Origin of the sequence: Caulobacter sp. D5, from assembly GCF_003185805.1 — a bacterium.
Taxonomy (GTDB): Bacteria; Pseudomonadota; Alphaproteobacteria; order Caulobacterales; family Caulobacteraceae; genus Caulobacter.
The window spans coordinates 1-20,836 of record NZ_QHJY01000177.1; the positions used below are offsets into that span (position 1 = coordinate 1).

Genomic DNA, 20,836 nt, shown 5'->3' on the forward strand with positions numbered 1-20,836 from the left:
CGCCCTGGCCTGGTTTCAGAGGGCGGCCGAGTTGGGCCACGTCAAGTCGATCAACGTGGTAGGCAGCTTCTACGAGGACGGCTGGGAGGTCGCTCAGGATTTCGCCATGGCCCGAGACTGCTACGCCAGGGCCGCGGCCGGCGGCGATTTTCGCGGCCGGTTCAACTTCGGTCGGGTGCTGGCCGCCGAGGGCGAGATCGCCGGCGCGCTGGCGCAGTTCGAACAGGCGGCGACAACCGCGACGGCCGCGTTCACGGCGAAGATGGTCGCTTTCCTCCGCAGCGCGCCCGTCGCGGCCTATCGCGACCTTGCCGATCGCCTGGACGCCTCCGGTCCGGCGGCGGGCTAGGGTTCGACGGTGATGACGATCCTGCCCCGGCCAACGGCCAGCCCGCTGCTGGCGGCCACGCGCGCCAGCATCTCGGCCAGGGTCGCGTCGTCCACGGGGACGCGACCTTCGGGGGTCTGGACCTGTACGTCGACCGGCAGGGGCGGCGCGAAGCGGCGCTGGCGGTCGATCGATCCGATCTCGTTCAAAACCCCCGCCGCCACCAGGTCGACGACCAGTCGATGCAGCGTCGACCGGTTGACGCGCTGGCCCCGGTTGTGGGCTGTCCACCAGACCTGTTCCATGTCGAAGGGCGCGTCCATCCCGTCGAGCAGTTCGATCAGTTCGCGACGCTTGTCGGTGAGCTTGAGGCCGATCCGGGCGCAGCGCTCGGACACGGCCTGGCGAGGCCCGTCCATCGGCGGGCTCTGTTGCGGAGGCTGGGCTTGAGCGTGGATCACGACGGGGGATATCGACCTGGCTGGGCGAGCGGACGGTGCGGGCCCAAGCCTTATCGCTTGGCGCTGGCGTGTCGATGCGCTGGAAGCAAGGTTGGGAAAATGTATAGCGCGGCCAACAGCACGGTAAGGCGGGCATGAAGGTCTTTCTGCTCGAGGACGATCCCGAGACCGCTGCGTTCATCGAGCGCGGCCTGACGGAGCGCGGCCATGTGGTGGAGGTCGAGGCCGATGGCTCGGTGGCGCTGCGGCGCCTGGCCGAGCGTGATTTCGACGTGCTGGTGCTCGACCGGATGGTGCCGGGCGTCGACGGACTGGCGGTCCTGAAGGCGATCCGCGCGCAGGGGCGGACGACGCCGGTCCTGCTCCTGACGGCCATGTCCCAGATCGCTGATCGGGTCGACGGCCTGGAGGAGGGGGCCGACGACTACCTCGTCAAGCCGTTCGCCTTCGTCGAGCTCGCCGCGCGCGTGGCGGCGCTGGGTCGCCGACCGCCGACGGGCGAGTTCGATGCGGTCCTGCGCGTGGCGGACATCGAGATGAACCTGCTGCGCCGGGAGGTGCGTCGGGGCGGGCGCTCTGTCGACCTGCAGCCGCGGGAGTTCACCTTGCTGGAGCAACTGATGCGCAATCCCGGCCGCATCGTCACGCGGACCATGCTGCTCGAAAAGGTCTGGAACTTCGGTTTCGATCCCAAGACCAACATCGTCGAGACCCACATGTCCCGGCTGCGCAGCAAGCTGAACGAGGGCTTCGAGCGCAGCGCCATCCGCACGGTCCGAGGCTCCGGCTACATGATGAACGACGATGCGTAGTCGAACGCCCAGGACCGTTCGTGGCCTCAGCCTCGTGGTGGCGGGGATCTCCTGCGTCCTGACGCTGGCGGTCGGGGTGGTGACGTTCAGCATGGTCCACCACGAGATCGAGCGGCAGCTGGATCATCGCATCGAGCTGGAAACCCAGTCGCTGCTCGCTACCTACGAGCGGGCGGGCTTCGACGTGCTGGTGCGGGCGGTGACCGACCGCGACCGGCGTCCGGCCCGGGGCACGTTGGGTTATCTGGCGGGGCGGTCAGAGGCCGGCAGCCGCATGGGCTATATCGTGCTCGACGCGTCGGGCAGGCGAAGGGCCGGAGACTTCCAGGCCGAGACGCCGCCGCCCGGCTGGAGCGAGTTCATCCGGTTCCGCCGGCCCGACGGCAGCAGCGGCGTCGCCCAGGCCATGAACGCGCCCCTGCCGGGCGGCGGGCGACTGGTCGTGGCCGCCGACCGCGCCGACCTGCTCGATATCGACCGCGCCCTGCTGCGCGTGTTCCTGATCAGCGCAGGCCTTGTGGCGGCGGTGGGCGTTCTGGCGACCTTCGGCTTTGGCGGGGTCGTGCAACGGCGTCTCAACGCGATCCACGGCGCCGCCGAAGGGATCATGGCCGGCGACATGCGTCGCCGCATGCCGGTCGACGGCTCGGGCGGCGAGTTCGACCAGCTGGCCACGGTGCTCAATCGCATGCTCGATCGCATCGAGGCCCTGATGAGCAACCTGCGCCAGGTCTCGGGCGACATCGCCCACGACATCCGCACTCCCCTGACCCGCCTGCGCGCGCGTCTGGAGGATATCGAGGCGGAGACAACCGATGGCGTCCGGAAGGCGCGCGTCGAAGGTGCGTTGAGCGAGGTCGACGACCTGCAGGGCCTGCTGTCGGGTCTTCTCGCGCTCGCGGAGATCGAAGGGCGTTCCGTGCGCGACCGTTTCGTGGCTCTGGACCTCGTCGCGCTCGTCCACGAACTGGCCGAAGCCTATGGTCCGGCCCTGGAAAAGGCCGGCATGGCGCTGTCGCTCGACCTGGAGCCCGCGACCGTTCGCGGCGATCGGCCCTTGCTGTTGCAGGCGCTGTCGAACCTGATGGACAACAGCCTGTTCCACGCGGGCGCGGGGGCTCGGATCCGCATATTGACACGAGCGACCGGCGGCAGTGTCCGGCTGGTGTTCGGCGATGACGGGCCGGGCGTGCCGCCCGAGGATCGCAACCGAATCTTCAAGCGCTTCGTGCGGCTCGATCCGTCGCGCACCACGGCGGGCCACGGCCTTGGCCTGGCGACAGTGGCCGCCATCGTCTCCGCTCACGGTGGCGATATCGCCGTGACGCCTTCGGCGCGTGGGCTGCAGTTCGAGATCAACCTCGTGGCGGGCGACTGATACGTCAGGCGACGCCTGGCCCTCGGGTCGGAACGCGTTGCTCTCTGACGTGGTAAGCCGCGCTCATCAGTCGATGGTCGGCAGCCGCACGATGAAGGTGCTGCCCAGGTGCTCGCCCGCGCTCTCGACCTCGATCGTCCCGCGATGCAGAGCGACCAGTTGCTTGACCAGGGCCAGGCCGATGCCCAGGCCGCCCTGGGCCTTGGTCAGATGGTCCTCGACCTGGGCGAAAATCTCGAAGATGCGCGACTGCATCGCCGGCGGGATGCCGACCCCGGTGTCGGTGACGCGGATCTCGACCTCGGCGTCCAGGCGTCTGGCCGTCAGCGTGATCTCGCCGCCGGGCGGGGTGTATTTGGCGGCGTTGTTGAGCAGGTTGGCCACGATCTGCGCCACGCGCGTGTGGTCGGCGTCGAGCCAGATCGCCTCGTCGGGCAGGTCGGCGTCGAAGCGGTGCGAGCCGGCGTCGATATTGTGCTGGCTGGCCTCGATCGCCGAACGCAGCGCGTCGCCCAGTTCGATCCGCTCCTTCTTCAGCGAGATCTTGCCCTGGCTGACGCGCGAAACGTCGAGCAGGTCGTCGACTAGGTGGGAGAGGTGCGACAGCATCCGGTCCATGCGTACGCGGATGTCCCTGGCCCGCTCGGGCGGGATGTCCTTGTTGAGCAGGTGCAGGCCGCCGCCCAGGGCCGCGACCGGGTTGCGAAGCTCGTGGGCCAGCACGGCCAGGAAGTTGTCCTTGTGGCGGTCGGCCCGGCGCAGGGCCTGGGCGGCCGCGTCCAGTTCGTCGCGCTGACGTTCGATCTGCTGGCGCTGCTGGTGCAGGTCGAAGAACACGGCGGCCTTGCTGCGCAGGACGTTCGGCTCGATCGGCTTCTGGATGAAATCGACAGCCCCGGCCTCGTAACCGCGGAAGCGCCGTTGCAGGTTGGCGGCGCCGGCCGTCAGGAAGATGATCGGGATGTGCCGGGCGCGTTCGCTGCCGCGCATGAACTCGGCCAGTTCGAAGCCGTCCATGCCGGGCATCTGCACGTCGAGCAGGGCCAGGGCGACCTCGTGCGTCAGGAGAAGCTCCAGCGCCTCCTCGCCGGATCGCGCCTTCAGGCAGGTCAGGCCGTCGCGCTGGAGCAGGGCTTCCAGCGCCAGCAGGTTCTCTTCGAGGTCGTCGACCAGGAGGAAGTTGATCGGCTTTTCGGCGATCATCGCGTGGTTCCCAAACTCGACAGGTACGATGCGATCGCATCGATGGTCATGATGGCGGCTTCGGGGCTCGCTTCGAGGGCGGCGAGCGGCATGGCCCGGGAATGGGCGAAGTTCGGATCCTCGACGATCGCCGTCCCGCCCGCCTGCGTCACGGCCCGCAGGCCCGCTGCGCCGTCGTGGTTGGCGCCGGTCAGGACGACGCCGACCAGGGCCTCGCCGAAGGCGTCGGCGGCGCTCTCGAACAGCACGTCGATCGACGGCCGCGAATAGTTCACCGGCTCGTCGGTGGAGATGGCCAGCGTTCCGTCAGTCTCCACGAGGAGGTGATAGTCGGACGGCGCGAAGAAGACCGTGCCGCCGACCAGAGGCTCCTTGTCCTCGGCCTCCTTCACCGTCAGCCGGCACTTGGCCTGCAGCAGCGAGACCAGGACGTTGTCGCGGTCCGGCGGCACGTGCACCACCACCAGCACCGGCAGGGCGAAGCTGGCGGGCAGGGCGGGCAGGATGGTCAGCAGCGCCTGGACGGCGCCGGCCGAGGCGCCGATCACGACAGCCTTCACGGGGGGCTTTACGGGCGCGGCGCTCATGGTTCGCGCCTCTGGTAGATCTTCTCGCCGGGAACGAAGTCGGAGAAGCCGCCGGCGTGGGCCGAGAACCGCAGGCTCTCCTTCGAGCCCAAGCCCAGGAAACCCTTGCGGGCCAGGGAGTCGTGAAACAGGCCGATGGCGCGGTCCTGCAGGGGACGATCGAAATAGATCATCACGTTGCGGCACGAGATCAGGTGCATCTCGGCGAAGACGGCGTCGGTGACCAGGCTGTGGTCGGAGAACACCACCCGCTCGCGCAGCGTCTTGTCGAACACGGCCCGGCCGTAGGCGGCGGTGTAGTAGTCCGAGAGCGAGGACCGCCCGCCGGACTTCTGGTGGTTCTCGGTGAACTTGCGGATGCGGTCGAGCGGATAGACCCCGGCTTCTGCGGCCGCCAGGGCCTCGGGATTGATGTCGGTCGCGTAGAACAGGGTCCGGTCGTAGAGGCCTTCCTCGCGAAACAGGATGGCCAGCGAATAGACCTCCTCGCCGGTGCTGGAGCCGGCGATCCAGACCTTCAGCGACGGGTAGGTCTTCAGGTGGGGCAGCACGCTTTCCCGAAGCGCCCGGAAGTAGGACGGGTCGCGGAACATCTCGCTGACCTGGACGGTCAGATAGTCGAGCAGGCGCGGCAGCATCGACGGGTCGTGCAGCACGCGATCCTGCATGGCCGAGATGGTCGGGAACGCCAGCTGGTCGCGCGCCTGCACCAGGCGTCGCTTGATCGACGCCCGCGCATAATGGCGGAAATCGTAGTGGTAGCGCTGGTACAGCGCCTCCAGCAGCAGCTGGATTTCGAGATCGACGACGGCTTCGGGCACTGGGATCGCCTATCTCGGCATCCAGACCCGGACGAGTGAGAGCAGCTTGTCCACGTCGATGGGCTTGGCCATGTAGTCGTTGGCGCCGGCGGCGATGCAGCGTTCCTGGTCGTCGGGCATGGCCTTGGCCGTCAGCATCAGGATCGGCAGCTTGGCCCACCTGGGGTCGTTGCGGATCTCGCGGGCGGCGGTCAGGCCGTCCATCACCGGCATCATCACGTCCATCAGCACCAGGTCGACGGCGCGGGCGGGATCCCCGGCCGCGAGGGCCAGGGCGTCGATGGCCTCCTGGCCGTTGCGGGCGATCTCGACGATGGCGCCGCGGGGCTCCAGCACGTTGGTCAGGGAGTAGACGTTGCGGATGTCGTCCTCGACGATGAGGATCCGCCGCCCTTCCAACACGGCGTCGCGGTTGCGGGCCTTCTGGATCATCTTCTGCTGCTCGGCCGGCAGTTCCGACACCACCTGGTGCAGGAACAGCGACACCTCGTCGAGCAGGCGCTCGGGCGACTTGGCGCCCTTGATGATGATCGAGCTGGAATAGCGGCGCAGCCGCTGCTCGTCGTCGGCCGACAGGTCGTGGCCGGTGTAGACGATCACCGGCGGGAAGGCGCGGTCGCCATCCTGGCTGAGGGTCTCCAGCAGGGTGAAGCCCGAGGCGTCCGGCAGCGACAGGTCCAGCACCATGCAGTCGAAGGTCTGCTGCTTGAGCTGTTCGAGGCATTCGGCGGCAGTGCCGACGCCGACCGTCTCGACATCGCCCGACGATAGCAGCTTGCCGACGGCGTCGCGCTGCACCGGATCGTCCTCGACGATCAGCACCCGTCGCACCGACCCGGCCAGCTTGGCCTCCAGCCCGCGCAGAACGTCGGCCAAGTCCTCGTGCCGGACCGGCTTGACCAGGTAGCCGATGGCGCCGAGCGACAGGGCGGTCTGGGCGTGGTCGCTGGCCGAGACCACGTGGATCGGTATGTGGCGGGTGGCGTCGTCACGCTTCAGGCGGTCCAGCACCATCAGGCCGGACTCGTCGGGCAGGCCAACGTCGAGCACCACGGCATTGGGCTTGAAGCGCTTGGCCAGCTTCAGGGCCTCCTCGGCGGTGCCGGCCACCAGGCACTGGAAGCCGATCTCGCGCGAGAGGTCGCGCACGATGCCGGCGAACACCTCGTCGTCCTCGATGACCAGCAGCACGCGGCGAGAGCCGCCCAGCTGCTCGCGGTCGTCCTCCACGGCCTGGGTCGGCCGCGGCGCGCGCTGCGGCGAACCGGTCGGCGCCGGCGCTTCGGCGCGAGCCTGGCTCTCACGCGGCGCGATGCGGGCGGGATCGTAGGCGACAGGCAGGGTCACCGTGAAGGTGCTGCCCTGGCCGGCCTGGCTCTCGAGGCCGATCACGCCGCCCAGCAGCCGCGACAGCTCGCGCGAGATCGACAGGCCAAGGCCGGTGCCGCCGTATCTGCGGCTGATCGTGCCGTCGGCCTGGCGGAAGGCCTCGAAAATGCTTTCCTGCTGCTCGCGCGCGATGCCGATGCCGGTGTCCCGGACCCCGAAGGCGAGGCCCTCGGCGGCCGGCCTGATGGCCAGGGTGACGCCGCCCTTCTCGGTGAACTTGAAGGCGTTGGACAGCAGGTTCTTGAGGATCTGCTCCAGGCGCTGGCGGTCGGTCTCGAAGGCGGCCGGGCAGGCGGGGTCGATCTCGACTTCGAAGGCCAGGCGCCGTTCGTCGGCCACCGGCTGGAACAGCTGGCGCAGGTCGCTCACCAGGCGCTGCACGCTCACCGTCTCGGGCCGCACCTCGATGTGGCCGGCCTCGATCTTCGAAAGGTCGAGGATGTCGTTGATCAGCGTCAGCAGGTCGTTGCCCGACGAGGCGATAGTCTGGGCGAATTTCACCTGTTCATCCGACAGGTTGCCGTCGGGGTTGTCGCTCAACAGCTTGGACAGGATCAGCAGCGAGTTCAGCGGCGTGCGCAGCTCGTGGCTCATATTGGCCAGGAAGTCGGACTTGTACTGGCTGGCCTGCTCCAGCTCGCGCGCCTTCAAGGTGACGGCCGCCGTGCTGCGCTCCAGCTCGTCGCGCTGGGTTTCCAGGGTTTGGGCCTGTTCCTCCAGCTGGCTGTTGGTCTGTTCCAGCTCGACCTGCTGCTGCTCCAGCCGGGTCTGGGATTCCTTGAGGGCGCGGCTCTGCTCCTCGAGCTCCTCGTTGGAGACCCGCAGCTCCTCGCTCTGCACCTGCAGTTCCTCGGACTGACGCTGGGTTTCCTCCAGGGCGTTCTGCAGTTCGACGCGATAGCGGGCCGAGCGCAGGGCGATGCCGATCGAGGCCGAGGCCTGGTCGAGCAGGCTCAGCACCTGATCGCCCACCGGATGCAGGAAGCCCAGTTCGATGACGGCGTTGACCGTGTCGTCGGCATGGGTCGGGACCAGGACGAGGTGGCGCGGCTTGTCGGCGCCCAGGGCCGAGCCGATGGTCATGTAGCCGTCCGGCACGTCGCGCACGATCGTCGCTCGTCCTTCGGCGGCGACCTTGCCCAGCAGGCCTTCCTTGAGGCTGAACCGCAGGGGCACGTTGGCGTCGGCGGGAATGCCCAGGGCGGCGGCGCGATAGAAGTGGCCGTTCTCGCCCTTGAACAGCGCCCCGGCCTGGAAGCCCAGATAGCCGGCCAGGAACGACAGTATGCCGTCGGACAGCTCCTCGACCGACTTGTCGCCCATCATCGCATCGGAAAGCCCGACCTGGCCCGACTGCAGCCATTCCTCGCGAGCGCGAGCGGTGGCCGCCCGACGGACCAGGACGAACACCGCGATGGTCAGCAGCGCGCCCAGCAGGCCCGAGAGCACGCCGCTGGCCGTGGCCGTCTTGTAGGCTTCCTGCATCTCGGCGATGCGCAGCGCGCGCAGCCGGTTTTCCTCCTGTCGCATGACGTCGAGCTGGGTGCGGATGGCGTCCATCTCGGTCTTGCCGCGATCGGTGGAAACGACCGCCAGCGCCGCCTGGGCGCCCTGGCTGCGGCGCAGGGTGATGGTCTCGTCCAGCTCGGCCAGCTTGGCGTCGATGTGCTTGCGCAGCTGGCGGGTGTTGGCCTGCTGATCGGCGTTGTCCTGTGTGAGGGAGGCGACGGCCTCGATCCGGGTCGCGGCGGCGGTGACCGCGCTCTGGTACGGCTCCAGATAGCGGTCGTTGCCGGTCAGCAGGTATCCGCGCTGGCCGGTCTCGGCGTCCTGGGCGGTGGAGAGCAGTTCGTCCAGCGCGATCAGCACCTTGTGGGAGTGCATGATCATCTGGTTGTTGGTCCGCAGCACCTGGATGTTGCGATAGGCGATCGTGCCGCTGATCAGGAAGAAGGCCAGCACGGTGACGAGACCGAGGGTGGTCCACAGGTCCACGTTCGTGCGGGCGGCCTCGCGGGTGGAAGGGGTCAGCGACATGAGAAACTCGAACTGTGGGCGTGGGCCGCGCTTGTCGGGCCGGAACAGGGGAAAAGGGGCGGGCAGGGGTCGATCACGCCGACGTCCATGCCGGTCGGCTGATTGTCGCCGGCCTCGAATTTGAGCTGAAAATCACAAGTCCCCCGATCACGGACATCGCCGTGCAAGGTCCGTGAACGCGGGCCTAAGGCAAAGGTTCAATGCGAGGGCGGCTTTTCACGTCGGCGTCCGAATATCGCCAGGCGGGAGGTCGGCGCGTCATGTCGTCTCCAGCGCGCCGGCATGGGGCGACCGATCGCAACTCGTGTTTGTCGAGGAAATCGCCGATCCGCGGGCCGGCGGTCGCGCGGACCCCGAAGATGACGAGGGCGCCCTAGGGCCGTTCGGGATCGGAACTCCGAGTAGAACCTCGGATCAGCGCGGTGGGAAGCCGAAGCCTCGACGCTTGGCGAAGGCGCGCGGGGGGCAGGCCGCTTCCCCCGGTGGAGAATGCGGCCTGGGTCGGCATGGACTAGAGGTCGGTCCAGAGCGGCTCGTCGGCGATCAGCACGCGGTCGAGCAGGCGAGGGAAGTCGCCATAGTTCCGGATGGCGATATGGACGGCGGCGCGGTTGTCCCAGAACGCCACCGAACCGGGCCGCCACTTGAAGCGCACCTGGTATTCGGGCTTGCGATACTGGTCGAGGATCTCGGTCAGCAGCGCGTTGCTCTCAGCGCGGTCCAGTCCGATGACCTGCGGCTTCTGGGTGAAGTTCACCCACAGGATCGAGGCGCCGGTCTCACGGTGTTTGCGGACGATCGGATGGGCCACGATGGGATAGTCGTGACCGGCCGCGAGCAGGGCGTCGCGGAAATCGTGGGTGACGTGCAGGCCTTCCAGGCGCGCCTTGGTCTCGGGTTTGAGGCCTTCATAGGCCGCGCCGGCGTCCACCCAGACGGTGTCGCCGCCGACCTCGGGCAGGTCGATCGCCCGCAGCACCGCGCCCCAGGTCGGCACCAGCCGCCAGCTGGTGTCGCTGTGATAGCCGGCCTGGACCAGTCCCGCGCCCGCCGCCTTGCGGGCCTCGAACAGCTGCAGGTCCGGCGGCTCGATCTTGTGGATCGGCTTGTTGTCGGCGTCCGAGCGGGTGGTGGGGTGGGTGTAGAGCGGGCCGAAATTGGCGGCGAAGGCGGCCTGGCTTTCGGCGTCCAGGGCGTGCTGGTCGCGGAAGAAGACCACCTTGTAGCGCAACAGCGCCGCCTTGATGAAATCGCGGTCCTCGGTGCTCAGCGGGCGGCTGAGATCGACGCCCGAGATTTCGGCCCCGATCGTCGGTTCGAGAGGCGAAAGCGTAAGGCCGGCAAACTTGGTCTCGGGGCGTCGCTCGAGCGTGACCGTCATGGAAGTTCCTCCGCGCGGTCATTCGTCGGCCGCCTGTGAAGCCTATCGCGGTGGATGTCTGATGATCATGCGAGTTTGTAAAATATCATTGGCCAAGTTCTCTAATATACCTCGCGCCGAAGGCCTGAAGATCGTTGGGTATATCTGTCGTTGAAGTCTTGGCGCGCGCTTCACTGGTGAGGGTTGTTCAGCCGAGCGTCTTGGAAAGTCGCAGCCACAGCTGTTGGTCGAAGTCCGCGTCGGGCGCGGCCTGACCGGTGCGGACGACGATCAGCTTCCGGCTGGGGACGACATAGAGCTTGCGGTCCGACGCGCCCAGAGCCGCGACCAAGTCAGCAGGCGCGGCCGGGATCAGCGGCCCCGGCACGCGGCGGCCCGCGGCGCGCACCGTCTCTTCGCCGCCGTTCAGCCACCACAGGCGGCCGTAGGCCGAATTGGTCGGGGATCGGGTGAAGAGGGTCTTCAGGCCCGCCTCGGAGACGATGCGGCGCCCATCCCGCGCCTTGCCGCCGTCCAGCACGATCTGGCCGAACCGGGCGATGTCGCGCGGCGTGGTGACCAGGCCCGTCGGATTGCCCACATTGCCCAAGGCGGTCGGCCGCTTGCGCCAGGAAGTATCGGCCATGCCGGCGGGGGCTGTGAGCCAGTCGCCGGTGATCGTCTCCAGCGGCTGGCGGGCGGCGGCGGCCAGCACGGCCTTCACCACGGCGTAGGCCGGCGTGTTGTAGAAGAAGGCCGAGCCTGCCTGCGCGACATAGGCCAGGCTCTCGTCCAGGCCGGAAGACATGGTCAGCAGGTGGATCAGGCGGATCGACCGCTCCTGATCGGGCGAAGCCTTCGACCATCCCGCGCCGACATAGTCCGAGACCGGCTTTTCGACATCGATCAGGCCCTTGTCGACGGCGATCGCGACCAGCACCGCCACGAAGCTCTTCTGCTGGGAGGCGACGTCCTCCAGCAGCGCGCCGTCCGGGCTGGTTCCGTGGACGAAGACAGCCCGGAACTGCGCCGCCTCGGCGGGCAGGGGCCAGTTGCGCTCGACCAGTGTCTCGCCGTCGCGGACGACCAGGAAGCCGGTGGTCTTCTGGCCTCCGACATAGTCGAGCACCGCATCGAGGTCTGGCGTGGCGGTCGCGGCGAAGGCCGGGGCGGCCGCAAGGACGCCGACGCCGGCGATGAGGCCGCGGCGCGAGATCGGAAAGGTCATCAAGAAACTCCGGTCGCGGAGGCGCGGCGCGAACGGGCGGACCGCACGTCCGGCGCGGCCTGAAGGCCTTGGCCGTGGGCGATCATCAGCCGCATGGCCTCGCTCTGCATGTGGTAGAGGATGTTGCGCGCCCCTTCGGCGGCCCTGGCCGGATCGCGGGCGATGAGCCCGGCCCGCACGACCAGCCAGCTGTCGAACGGCGCCCCGCCGGTGCTCTTTTCCAGGCCGGCATAGGAATAGTGCCAGCGCGTCTTGCGGCGCACCGCGGCGATCATCCTTTGGGTGTCGAGGCTGGAGAGGCTGGCCAGGCGCGTGAAGATCACCTCGCTCTGGCGGATCAGTTCCTCAGCCGAGGTCCCGTTCTCGGAGTCCGCCAGCAGCACGTCGACCAGCTTCAGGGTTTCGGCCATGTGGGCCGGGCTGGCGCGCAGGCATGCGAAGCGCGCGGTCGCGCCGTACAGGGCCGCGCGCACCTCGTAGAGATCGAAGACCTCCTGGACGGTGGTGGCCGCGACATAGGCGCCGCGGTTTTCCTCGATGATGACGAGGCCGTCGTCGGCGAGGGTGCGCAGGGCGCGCCGGGCCACGGTGCGGCCCACCCCGAACTCGCCGCAGACACGGACCTCGCGCAGCCATTCGCCGGGTGCGATCACGCCATCCTGGATCTGGCGGCGCAGGGCGTCTGCGAGGGCGTCGGCGGTCAGCGGCGAAATCGGCTCGGGCATGGCCAGAAGGCTTAGGGGGATTGGTTCGAGCCGACAACGGTCGCCTCGGGAGCGCTCCTTAAACGAGTCTATTCCTATGGGAGTGATAGAAATTTGGATCGACCTTTTAGAGATTATTGTTCAACAATCTGACCGGGCCGCCCCTAGGTTCCGCCACGTCATTTTTGTGAAGGGCGCGCAAAAGCGTCGGGGGTAGGGGTAATGCGACACCTGTTCATGTCGGCGGCGGTCATCGGACTGGCCGCCTCGACCTCGGTCATGGCTCAGACCACGCAGCGCGCCGGGACCGAAGGCGTCCAGGCCGTCGAGGAGGTGCTGGTCACCGCCCAGCGGCGCGAGGAGAGCCTGAAGGACGTTCCGGCGACCATCTCGGCCGTGACCGCCGAGCAGCTCGACGCCATGGGCCCCGTGGTCAGCACCGGCGATCTGCTGCGCACCGTGCCGGGCGTGCGCTTCAACGACCTGCAGAGCACCAATCTGAGCGAGGTCTCGATCCGCGGTTCGGGCACCCAGCGGGCCACGGGCGCGGACTCCGGCGTCGGCCTGTTCGTCAACGGCGCCTATGTGGGCTCCAGCACCCTGGGCGGCCGCAACTTCCGCCACATGGACTTCTTCGACCTGGAGCGGGTCGAGGTGCTGGAAGGGCCGCAAGGCGCGCTCTACGGCCGCAACGCCGAATACGGCGTCGTCAACATCGTCTCGGCCAAGCCCAAGTTCACCGACAGCGGCTATGTCTGCGCCACCTACACCGGTCAGACCGAGCAGACCAAGGTCGCCGCCGTCGTGAACCAGAAGCTCAGCGACACCGTGGCCGTGCGCCTGGGCGCCCAGGCCATCGGCCAGGGCAAGGGCTTCTTCTACAATCCCAACAGCGGCAAGTACTACGACCACACCGACGGCTGGATCGGCCGCGGTCAGGTGCGCTACCGCAAGGGACCGCTGGACATCGATTTCTCGGTCGACGCCCAGGATCTGAACCTGCCGTCGTTCCTCAACACCTACGTGCTGCCGGCGGGCGTGGTGGCGGCGATCCCGCTGGGCCTGACCCAGTCGAAGTACGAGGTCGGACACGAGGGCAAGGACGGCGTCCATCAGCAGGCCCAGCGGGCCATGATCCTGGCCGACTACGATCTCGGCTGGGCCAAGCTGACCTCGACCACCATGGCCACCCACTGGATCTCGCGGCAGAACTACGCGGCGGCCATCGATCTGGCCACCCTGGCCAAGCTCCAGAGCCAGGGCCAGATCGGCCTCTATCCGTTCGGCCAGACCTCGACGGTGGCCAAGGACCGCACTCTCTATCAGGACCTGCACATCGCGGGGCAGGGGCTGGGCGGAAACCTCGACTGGCTGGCCGGCGCCGACTACCTGCTGCAGCACGACCTGAACGGCACCGACTCCGCGACCACGCCCTGCACCCTGCGGGTCGGGGCGGGCGTCTGCGCCGGCACGCCGACCCAGCACCTGTGCTACCTGCCGCTGGCGACCTCGGCGGCCTGTCCCGCCACCTTCGGCAACTTCGGGACCTCGGCGCGCGCGCCGCTGCGCAACGAGTCGGTCTCGGCCTACGGCCTGCTGCGCTATCGGGTCGCCCGGTTCACCTTCACCGGAGAGTTGCGCTATTCGCGCGACGACAAGAGCGCCAGCCAGACGACGGTCTATCTCTACACCGACACCCAGGCCGCCGCGCCCGCCGCCTACGACTTCGAGTCCGACCGGCTGAACTACACCTTCACGGCCGCCTATCGCCTGCCGGTGGCCAACGAGCCGCTGGTCTACGCCAAGGTCGGCACCGGCTATCGCGCCGGCGGCGTCAACGCCCGGACCTCCTCGCCCTACGCGCCAAACCCCTTCCGGCCGACCTACGGCAACGAGGACACCACCAGCGTCGAACTCGGCTTCAAGGGCAACCTGGCGCGCAACATCTATCTGCGCCTGACCGGCTACAGCTCGCAGACCGAAGACGCCATCACCTCGATCACGGACGGGTGCACGGCGGTGAACGCCTGCCAGAAGGCGGCGACGACCTTCAACATCAATGGCGGCAACGTCCACGCCCGCGGCGTCTCGGCGGCGATCGACGGTCGTTTCGGCCTGGCTGGCGGCCTCCTGACCGCCAGCCTCAACGGCGCGCGCCAGCAGGCTCGTTTCGTCTCGACGCCCGGCGACTATTCGGGCCTGCCGCTGGTCGGCTCGTCGGTGGCGCAGATCCCCAAGTGGACCGCCTCTTCGACCCTCGACTACCGCCGCCGGATCACCGGCGACGTCGTCGGCTTCGGCAACGTTTCCTACCAGTACCAGACCGGCGGCGTGCAGGACTCGGTCACTGCCGCGACCCCGGCGATCTGGCTGAACGACGTCGAGCAGGTGAACCTGCGCGCCGGCGTCGACGTCAAGAAGATCCAGGCCGCCGTGTTCGTGCAGAACCTGACCGACCAGAGCATCGCGCTCCTGCAGTTCCAGACCAGCGGCCAGCCTCTGGCCAACCGCTACAGCACGCCCCGCACCGTCGGGGCCAGCATCACCTACCGCTGGTAGGAGGAGAGGACGTCATGGGCGCATCGCGTCGAGATCTTCTGGTGGGCGCGGGCGTCCTCGCCGCGGGGGCCGCTGGGGCCGCTTCGGTGGCGAAGGCGGCGCCGGCCGCCGCCGCCAAGCCCGATCCGGCCTGGCTGCAGGCCGTGCTGGAGCGCTTCGCGGGCTTTGGGGTCAAGGCCTCCGGCGGGGCGGGCGACACGGCCAGCGGCGCCTGGCTCGAAGGCGAACTGGCCAGCCTCGGCTATCGCAGCGAGCGCCAGGCCTTCGAGGTTCCCTATGCCGAGGTCCGCAAGGCGACCCTGGCCGTGGGCGACAAGGTCGTGGACGTCTTCCCGCAGGCGATCGTGCGGACCACCGATCCGACCGGACTGACCCTGCCGCTCAAGGCGGCGAGCGTCGGCGGATCCCTGGACGGCGCGATCGCCCTGGTCGTGCTGCCGTTCCGGCGCTGGGTGAGCCTGGCCGAGCCGGCCGCGTCCAGCGCCCTGAAGGACGCCTTCGATCGCGGCGCAGAGGCGGCTGTCCTGGTCACCACCGGGCCGACCGGCGAGGCGATCGGCCTGAACGTCAGCGCCAGCAAACCGGCCTTTCCCAAGCCCGTCGTCATCCTGGCCCCGAAGGACGCCGAACCGTTCGTGACGGCGGCGAAGGCGGGTGAGAGCGCGACCCTGACGGTCGACGCCGAGGTCGGCCGCCGTCCGGCCTACAACCTCATCGCCCGTTTGGATCGCGGTGCGGCCAAGACCCTGATCGTCACCACCCCGCGCTCGGGCTGGTTCACCTGCGTGGCCGAACGCGGCGCGGGCGTGGCCGTCTGGCTGTGGCTGGCCGAAACCCTGGCGGCGTCCAGGCCCGGCGTGAACCTGGAGTTCGTCGCCACCAGCGGGCACGAGTACATCTATCTCGGCGGCGAGCAGTATCTGGAGCACCACGCGCCCAAACCCGCCGACACTCATCTCTGGGTCCATATCGGCGCCAGCGCCGCCGCCCGCGACTGGCATGAACTGCCCGGCGGCCTGCGGCCGTTGCCCAGCGCCGACTCCCAGCGGGTGCTGACCGCCACGCCCGATCTGATCGCGCGGACCAGGGCGGCTTTCGCCGGGCTGAACGGCCTGGAAGCCGTCTACGAAGCCAATCGCGCCAACGCCGGCGGCGAATTGGTCAACGTCATCGAGGCCGGCTACGCCCGGGCGATCGGTCTCTATGGCGGTCACCGATACTTCCATACGGCCCAGGACGACCTGCGCTGCGTCTCGGGCGATCTGGTCGCGCCGGTGGCGGCGGCGTTCCAATCGGTAATCGCCGCCAGCCTGTGATCCGGGCCGGCGCGCGCGGACCGCTCGCGCGTCGATAGATTATCCTCCCGGGCGCGAAGGCTTCGCCGGACGGTAGCGGTCGATGTCGATGCCGTGGCGGCGCAGCTTGTCGTAGAAGGTCTTGCGCGGGGTTTGCAGCAGGGTCATCGCCGTGCGGGCGTCGCCGCCGCAGGCCGCCAGGGTCTCGCGGATGACCATCGCCTCGTAGCGGCCGGTGCGTTCGGCCAGGCCTTCGTCGGCGCCCTGGACGGCGCCGTCTTCGCCCAGGGCGGCTGAGGGCAGCCCCAAGGCCACGCGCTCGGCGTAGTGCGCCAGCTCCCGGACGTTGCCGGGCCAGTCGTGGCCCAACAGGTGGTCGCGGATCGTCGCCGTCAGGCGCGGCGCCGGTCGTCGCAGCCTGGCCGCGGCCTCGGCCAGGAAGTGGCCGAACAGCGCCGGCACGTCCTCGCGCCGCTCGCGCATGGGCGGAACCACCAGGGTGACCACGTTCAGGCGGTAATAGAGGTCGGCGCGGAAGGCGCCGTCGCGCACGGCCTCGGCCAGGTCGACCTTGCTCGCCGCGACGATCCGCAGGTCCAGGTGGCGCGGTTCGGACGCGCCGACAGGCCAAATCTCGCGCTCTTCGACCACCCGCAAAAGCCTGGCCTGCATGCTGGGTGACAGGCCCTCGATCTCATCGAGAAACAGCACCCCGCGATCGGCGCGCTCGATGCGGCCGATATTGGGGCGAAGGCCGCCAGCGCCGCCGGTCGCGCCGAACAGTTCGGTTTCGAACACCGCCTCGGGCAGAGCTGCGCAGTTGACCGCGACCATCGGCCGGGCGCGCCGCGCGCCGCCGCGATGCAGGGCCTGGGCCACCAGGCCCTTGCCAACGCCGGTCTCGCCCTGGATCAGCACATCGACCTCGGCCTCGGCCAGTTGGGCGATGGTGGCGCGCAGCCGTTGCATGACCGGTGTGTCGCCGAGCAGCATCGAGCCGTCGGCGCTCTGGGCGGCGGCCTCCAGGCGGCGGTTGTCCAGCACCAGCCGGCGCTTCTCCAGCGCGCGCGACAGGGCCGCGGTCAGCCGCTCCATCGGGAAGGGCTTGGAGACGAAGTCGTAGACGCCGTCCTGCAGGGCGGCGACGGCCATGGCCACGTCGCCATGCCCGGTGATCAGCAGCACAGGGATATCGGGATCGATCGCCTGGACGCGCTGGAACAGCGCCAGGCCGTCCATGCCGGGCATGCGCACGTCCGAAACGATGACGCCGACGAAGTCGCGCGACACCGCCTTCAGCGCCGCCGGGGCGTTGTCGAACGCCGCGACGTCGAAGCCGCGCAAGGCCAGGCCTTGGGCGACGGCGACCCGCAACGCCTCGTCGTCGTCGACGAGCAGGATCTTGCCGGCCGGCGGGCTCATGGAACCGCCTTGCGCAGGGTCAGGATGAAGGTCGCGCCCTGGCCGGGCGTCGAGCTCGCCGTCAACTGCCCGCCGAAGTCGACGGCGATGTCGTGGGCGATGACGAGACCAAGGCCCAGGCCGCGCGGCTTGGTGGTCAGGAAGGGGGTGAAGAGGGCGCGCTCCACCTCGGGCGCCAGGCCCGGACCGTTGTCGCCGACGACGATCTCGATCGTGTCCACGTGTTCCCGGACCGTGACGGTGACGACGCCGTCGGCGCGGCCGCCTACCGCCTCGAAGGCGTTCTGCAGCAGGTTGACCAGCACCTGTTCGAGCCGGACCCGTTCGCCCAGCACGCTCAGGCCTGCGGTTTCGCCCTGGCGGACCAGACGCGCCTCCTGGCGTCGCGACCGGCTGGCGGTCAGCAGCACCGAGCCGTCGATCACCTCGGTGACCAGGGTCGGCTCGACCCGGCCGTCGGCCTTGCGCGAGAAGGCCCGCAGTTCGTCGGTGATCCGGCCGATCCGCTCGGTCATCGCCACGATGGCGGTGAAGGTGTCGCCGGCGGCGTCGGCGAGGCCGCGGCCGATCAGCAGCAGGCCGTTGTCGGCGTTGGCCCGGATCGCGGCCACCGGCTGGTTGATCTCGTGCGCCACCCCGGCGGCGATCTGGCCGAGGGACGCCAGCTTGTTGGCCTGCACCAGGTCGGCCTGCAACGAGCGGAGGCGGGTTTCGGTGCGTTGGCGCTCCTCGACCTCGTACGACAGGGCGCGGTTGGCGTCGGTCAGTTCGTGGGTGCGTTCCTCGACCCGCCGTTCCAGCTCCAGGCGCGTCTCGCGATCGCGCAGGGCGGCCAGATGGATGCGCCGCCGCCGCACCCACAGCCACAGCAACGCGGCGCTCAGCAGGGTCCAGACCAGGGCGGTGATCCAGCGCGCCGCCGCCGCCGCCTGCTCGGCGGGAACGGCTGTGCTCAGCAGGTGGAGCGTCCAGCCGGGGGCGACATCCGCCAGGCGCGTTTCGATCTGGCGCTCGGCGCGCGGCGTGTCGGTTCGGGCCACGCCGCCGGACTTCTGGCGCAGGGGCAGGGGAGCGAAGCTCGCCCCGCCGTACTGACCCCCTACGCGCAGGGCGTCGCGTCTGGCCTGGGGCAGGGGATCACGGGCCAGGAAGCGCCATTCGGGCTGGCTGGTGATCAGCACCAGGCCCTGGGCGTCGACCACGAAGGCCGGCTCGCCGATGGCGCGCCAGGCGGCCTCGACGCCGTCGAACTCCAGCTTGACCACCACGACGCCCAGCGGACCCTTCGGGCCGTCCACGCGACGGGCGAGGTAGAGGCCGGGCTTGCGGCTGACCGTGCCCAGGGCGAACTGCTCGGCGTAGCCGCTGCGCAGGGCCTGGGTGAAATAGGGGCGAAAGCCGTAGTCGGAGCCGACGAAGCTGGTCGGCAGCCGCCAGTTGCTGGCGGCCGCGGTCACGCCGTCGGTGGCGATCACATAGACCGCCGCCGCGCGCGCCTGGACGCCCAGCGCCTCCAGCTTGCGCGACAGCGCCTCCAGCTTGGCGGGCGAGCGGCTGGCGAGTGCGGCTTCCAGGTCGGCGTCGTCGGCCAGGACCAGGGGCAGGGCCCGCTGCTTGTCGAGTTCGCTGCGCAGCACAGCCGCGTGCAGCGCCGCCGAAGCGCTCGCCCGCGCGCGCAGGGCCGTCATCGCCCGCTGCTCGACCAGGGCGCCGACCGACCAGACCAGGAGCGCGCCGATCGCCGCCGCGATCACGACGAACACCGCCAGTCGGGATCTCGAAACGACAGGGCCTGACGCGGAGAGCGGTTGCGGTGCGATTGGCTTGGGTTGTGCCATATTCCACACAATATGGATCGAAGCTGGGCGGACTATGACACGGCATATCGTGTCGAAGCGAGCCTGTATGGGGCTATTCTTTCAATTATTCATGGCCTTATGGGTTTTGTTTAGGAGCTGTCTCCCGCCCGAACCATCCTGCGCCACTCTTGGTCCAAGCGCCCGACCTGCAAGGACGCGCGAGGAAACGAGCCCAGGAGCCCGCCAGATGATCCCGCAAGCCCCGTCCGCCGCGGCGCCGCCGCGCCCCGGTCCCTGGTACACGCATCTCTACATCCAGGTGCTGGTCGCCATCGCCGCCGGCGCCCTGATCGGCCACTTCTGGCCCGGCTTCGGCGAGAGCCTCAAGCCGCTGGGCGACGCCTTCATCAAGCTGGTGAAGATGGTCATCGCCCCGGTGATCTTCCTCACCGTCGTCACCGGCATCGCCGGCATGCGCGACCTGGGCAAGTTCGGCCGCGTGGTGCTGAAAGCCTTCGCCTACTTCCTGACCTTCTCTACCCTGGCCCTGGTGCTGGGCATGGTGGTTGGCAACCTCGTCCATCCGGGCGCGGGCATGAACATCGATCCGGCCACGCTGCACAGCGAGAAGGTCGCCAGCTACGCCGCCAAGGCCCACGAGACGACGATCGTCGGCTTCCTCAGCAACATCATCCCGGCAACGGTCACGGGCGCCTTCGCGGATGGCGACATCCTGCAGGTGCTGTTCTTCTCGATCCTGTTCGGCGTCGCCCTGGTGCTGGTCGGCGACAAGGGCCAGCCGGTCGTCGATCTGCTGGAGTCGATCGCCCACGCCTTCTTCCGCCTGGTCGGGATCCTGATGAAGGCAGCTCCGATCGGCGCTTTCGGGGCCTTCGCCTTCACCATCGGCAAGTACGGCATCGGCTCGGTCGTGAACCTCGCCGCCCTGGTCGGGACCTTCTACGCCACCTCGATCATCTTCGTCGTGGTGATCCTGGGCGCAGTCGCCCGCTTCAACGGCTTCTCGATCCTCAAGCTGATCCGCTACCTGAAGAGCGAACTGCTGCTGGTGCTGGGCACCAGTTCGTCGGAATCGGCCCTGCCCAGCCTGATCGACAAGCTGGAGCGCGCAGGCTGCGCCAAGCCCGTCGTCGGCCTGGTGGTCCCGACCGGCTATTCGTTCAATCTCGACGGCACTAACATCTACATGACCCTGGCGGCGCTGTTCATCGCCCAGGCCACGGGCGTCCACCTGTCGCTGGGCGACCAGCTGCTGCTGCTCTCCGTGGCCATGCTGTCGTCCAAGGGCGCGGCGGGCGTCACCGGCGCGGGCTTCATCACCCTGGCCGCCACCCTGTCAGTGGTGCCCTCGGTGCCGGTGGCCGGCATGGCCCTGATCCTCGGCGTCGACCGCTTCATGAGCGAGTGCCGGGCCCTGACCAACTTCATCGGC

General features: G+C 68.9%; 15 protein-coding genes and 1 pseudogene. 6 read left to right on the forward strand and 10 right to left on the reverse strand.

What is annotated here, in order from left to right:
* Nucleotides 1-349: pseudogene (locus DMC18_RS26030) on the forward strand (sel1 repeat family protein); the annotation flags it as partial.
* Here the strand turns inward: DMC18_RS26030 and DMC18_RS12810 are convergent.
* Entirely contained in the window at nucleotides 346-747 is a 402-nt protein-coding gene (locus DMC18_RS12810; protein WP_110132978.1) for a hypothetical protein, read from the reverse strand. The pseudogene DMC18_RS26030 and the gene DMC18_RS12810 sit on opposite strands and share 4 nt — an antisense overlap.
* A 176-nt stretch (nucleotides 748-923) precedes the next feature.
* Between DMC18_RS12810 and DMC18_RS12815 the strand changes: the two genes are divergently transcribed.
* Both DMC18_RS12815 and DMC18_RS12820 read left to right on the forward strand, forming a co-directional pair.
* A complete protein-coding gene (locus tag DMC18_RS12815; protein ID WP_110132979.1) occupies nucleotides 924-1,601 on the forward strand; it encodes a response regulator transcription factor in 678 nt (225 codons plus the stop codon).
* Nucleotides 1,602-1,635: 34 nt separating this feature from the next.
* Nucleotides 1,636-2,979, forward strand: a complete 1,344-nt coding sequence (locus tag DMC18_RS12820; RefSeq protein WP_199232570.1) for a HAMP domain-containing sensor histidine kinase — start codon at nucleotides 1,636-1,638, stop codon at nucleotides 2,977-2,979.
* 66 nt (nucleotides 2,980-3,045) lie between these two features.
* On the opposite strand, the gene DMC18_RS12825 is transcribed toward DMC18_RS12820, so the two are convergent.
* From DMC18_RS12825 to DMC18_RS12855, 7 genes are all read right to left on the reverse strand, one after another.
* Entirely contained in the window at nucleotides 3,046-4,182 is a 1,137-nt protein-coding gene (locus DMC18_RS12825) for a hybrid sensor histidine kinase/response regulator (RefSeq protein WP_110132981.1), read from the reverse strand.
* Nucleotides 4,179-4,742, reverse strand: a complete 564-nt coding sequence (locus DMC18_RS12830; RefSeq protein WP_233248144.1) for a chemotaxis protein CheB — start codon at nucleotides 4,740-4,742, stop codon at nucleotides 4,179-4,181. The genes DMC18_RS12825 and DMC18_RS12830 overlap by 4 nt, the downstream gene beginning before the upstream one ends.
* A 23-nt stretch (nucleotides 4,743-4,765) precedes the next feature.
* Nucleotides 4,766-5,590 carry a protein-glutamate O-methyltransferase CheR gene (locus DMC18_RS12835; RefSeq protein ID WP_110132983.1) on the reverse strand — a complete coding sequence of 275 codons (825 nt, stop codon included), beginning with the start codon at nucleotides 5,588-5,590 and terminating at the stop codon, nucleotides 4,766-4,768.
* A 9-nt stretch (nucleotides 5,591-5,599) separates the two neighbouring features.
* Nucleotides 5,600-9,016, reverse strand: coding sequence for a response regulator (locus tag DMC18_RS12840; protein ID WP_110132984.1), 3,417 nt, complete (start codon nucleotides 9,014-9,016; stop codon nucleotides 5,600-5,602).
* Between the two features lie 511 nt (nucleotides 9,017-9,527).
* Entirely contained in the window at nucleotides 9,528-10,397 is an 870-nt protein-coding gene (locus tag DMC18_RS12845; RefSeq protein ID WP_110132985.1) for a TauD/TfdA family dioxygenase, read from the reverse strand.
* A 187-nt stretch (nucleotides 10,398-10,584) separates the two neighbouring features.
* Entirely contained in the window at nucleotides 10,585-11,604 is a 1,020-nt protein-coding gene (locus tag DMC18_RS12850; RefSeq protein WP_110132986.1) for a serine hydrolase, read from the reverse strand.
* On the reverse strand, nucleotides 11,604-12,329 hold the full coding sequence (locus DMC18_RS12855; RefSeq protein WP_110132987.1) for a GntR family transcriptional regulator: 726 nt from the start codon (nucleotides 12,327-12,329) through the stop codon (nucleotides 11,604-11,606). The genes DMC18_RS12850 and DMC18_RS12855 overlap by 1 nt, the downstream gene beginning before the upstream one ends.
* Nucleotides 12,330-12,530: 201 nt before the next feature.
* Between DMC18_RS12855 and DMC18_RS12860 the strand changes: the two genes are divergently transcribed.
* The gene (locus DMC18_RS12860; protein WP_110132988.1) at nucleotides 12,531-14,867 is read left to right on the forward strand and encodes a TonB-dependent receptor; all 2,337 of its coding nucleotides are present in this window, start codon (nucleotides 12,531-12,533) and stop codon (nucleotides 14,865-14,867) included.
* A 14-nt stretch (nucleotides 14,868-14,881) separates the two neighbouring features.
* Nucleotides 14,882-16,183 carry a hypothetical protein gene (locus DMC18_RS12865; protein ID WP_146218063.1) on the forward strand — a complete coding sequence of 434 codons (1,302 nt, stop codon included), beginning with the start codon at nucleotides 14,882-14,884 and terminating at the stop codon, nucleotides 16,181-16,183.
* Between the two features lie 39 nt (nucleotides 16,184-16,222).
* Here the strand turns inward: DMC18_RS12865 and DMC18_RS12870 are convergent, their stop codons facing one another.
* Nucleotides 16,223-17,584: a sigma-54 dependent transcriptional regulator gene (locus DMC18_RS12870; RefSeq protein ID WP_110117726.1), complete on the reverse strand. Its 1,362-nt coding sequence runs from the start codon at nucleotides 17,582-17,584 to the stop codon at nucleotides 16,223-16,225.
* On the reverse strand, nucleotides 17,581-19,347 hold the full coding sequence (locus DMC18_RS12875; protein WP_233245125.1) for an ATP-binding protein: 1,767 nt from the start codon (nucleotides 19,345-19,347) through the stop codon (nucleotides 17,581-17,583). The genes DMC18_RS12870 and DMC18_RS12875 overlap by 4 nt, the downstream gene beginning before the upstream one ends.
* Before the next feature lie 283 nt (nucleotides 19,348-19,630).
* Here DMC18_RS12875 and DMC18_RS12880 point away from each other — a divergent pair.
* On the forward strand, nucleotides 19,631-20,836 hold a 1,206-nt coding region (locus DMC18_RS12880; RefSeq protein WP_110132990.1), incomplete at its 3' end, for a dicarboxylate/amino acid:cation symporter.

What these genes read in the sequence shown, in the direction of transcription:
- DMC18_RS12810 (WP_110132978.1), bottom strand. Translation starts at nt 747, where the DNA reads ATGGACGGGCCTCGCCAGGCCGTGTCCGAGCGCTGCGCCCGGATCGGC.
- DMC18_RS12815 (WP_110132979.1), top strand. Translation starts at nt 924, where the DNA reads ATGAAGGTCTTTCTGCTCGAGGACGATCCCGAGACCGCTGCGTTCATC.
- DMC18_RS12825 (WP_110132981.1), bottom strand. Translation starts at nt 4,182, where the DNA reads ATGATCGCCGAAAAGCCGATCAACTTCCTCCTGGTCGACGACCTCGAA.
- DMC18_RS12840 (WP_110132984.1), bottom strand. Translation starts at nt 9,016, where the DNA reads ATGTCGCTGACCCCTTCCACCCGCGAGGCCGCCCGCACGAACGTGGAC.
- DMC18_RS12845 (WP_110132985.1), bottom strand. Translation starts at nt 10,397, where the DNA reads ATGACGGTCACGCTCGAGCGACGCCCCGAGACCAAGTTTGCCGGCCTT.
- DMC18_RS12850 (WP_110132986.1), bottom strand. Translation starts at nt 11,604, where the DNA reads ATGACCTTTCCGATCTCGCGCCGCGGCCTCATCGCCGGCGTCGGCGTC.
- DMC18_RS12855 (WP_110132987.1), bottom strand. Translation starts at nt 12,329, where the DNA reads ATGCCCGAGCCGATTTCGCCGCTGACCGCCGACGCCCTCGCAGACGCC.
- DMC18_RS12860 (WP_110132988.1), top strand. Translation starts at nt 12,531, where the DNA reads ATGCGACACCTGTTCATGTCGGCGGCGGTCATCGGACTGGCCGCCTCG.
- DMC18_RS12865 (WP_146218063.1), top strand. Translation starts at nt 14,882, where the DNA reads ATGGGCGCATCGCGTCGAGATCTTCTGGTGGGCGCGGGCGTCCTCGCC.
- DMC18_RS12870 (WP_110117726.1), bottom strand. Translation starts at nt 17,584, where the DNA reads ATGAGCCCGCCGGCCGGCAAGATCCTGCTCGTCGACGACGACGAGGCG.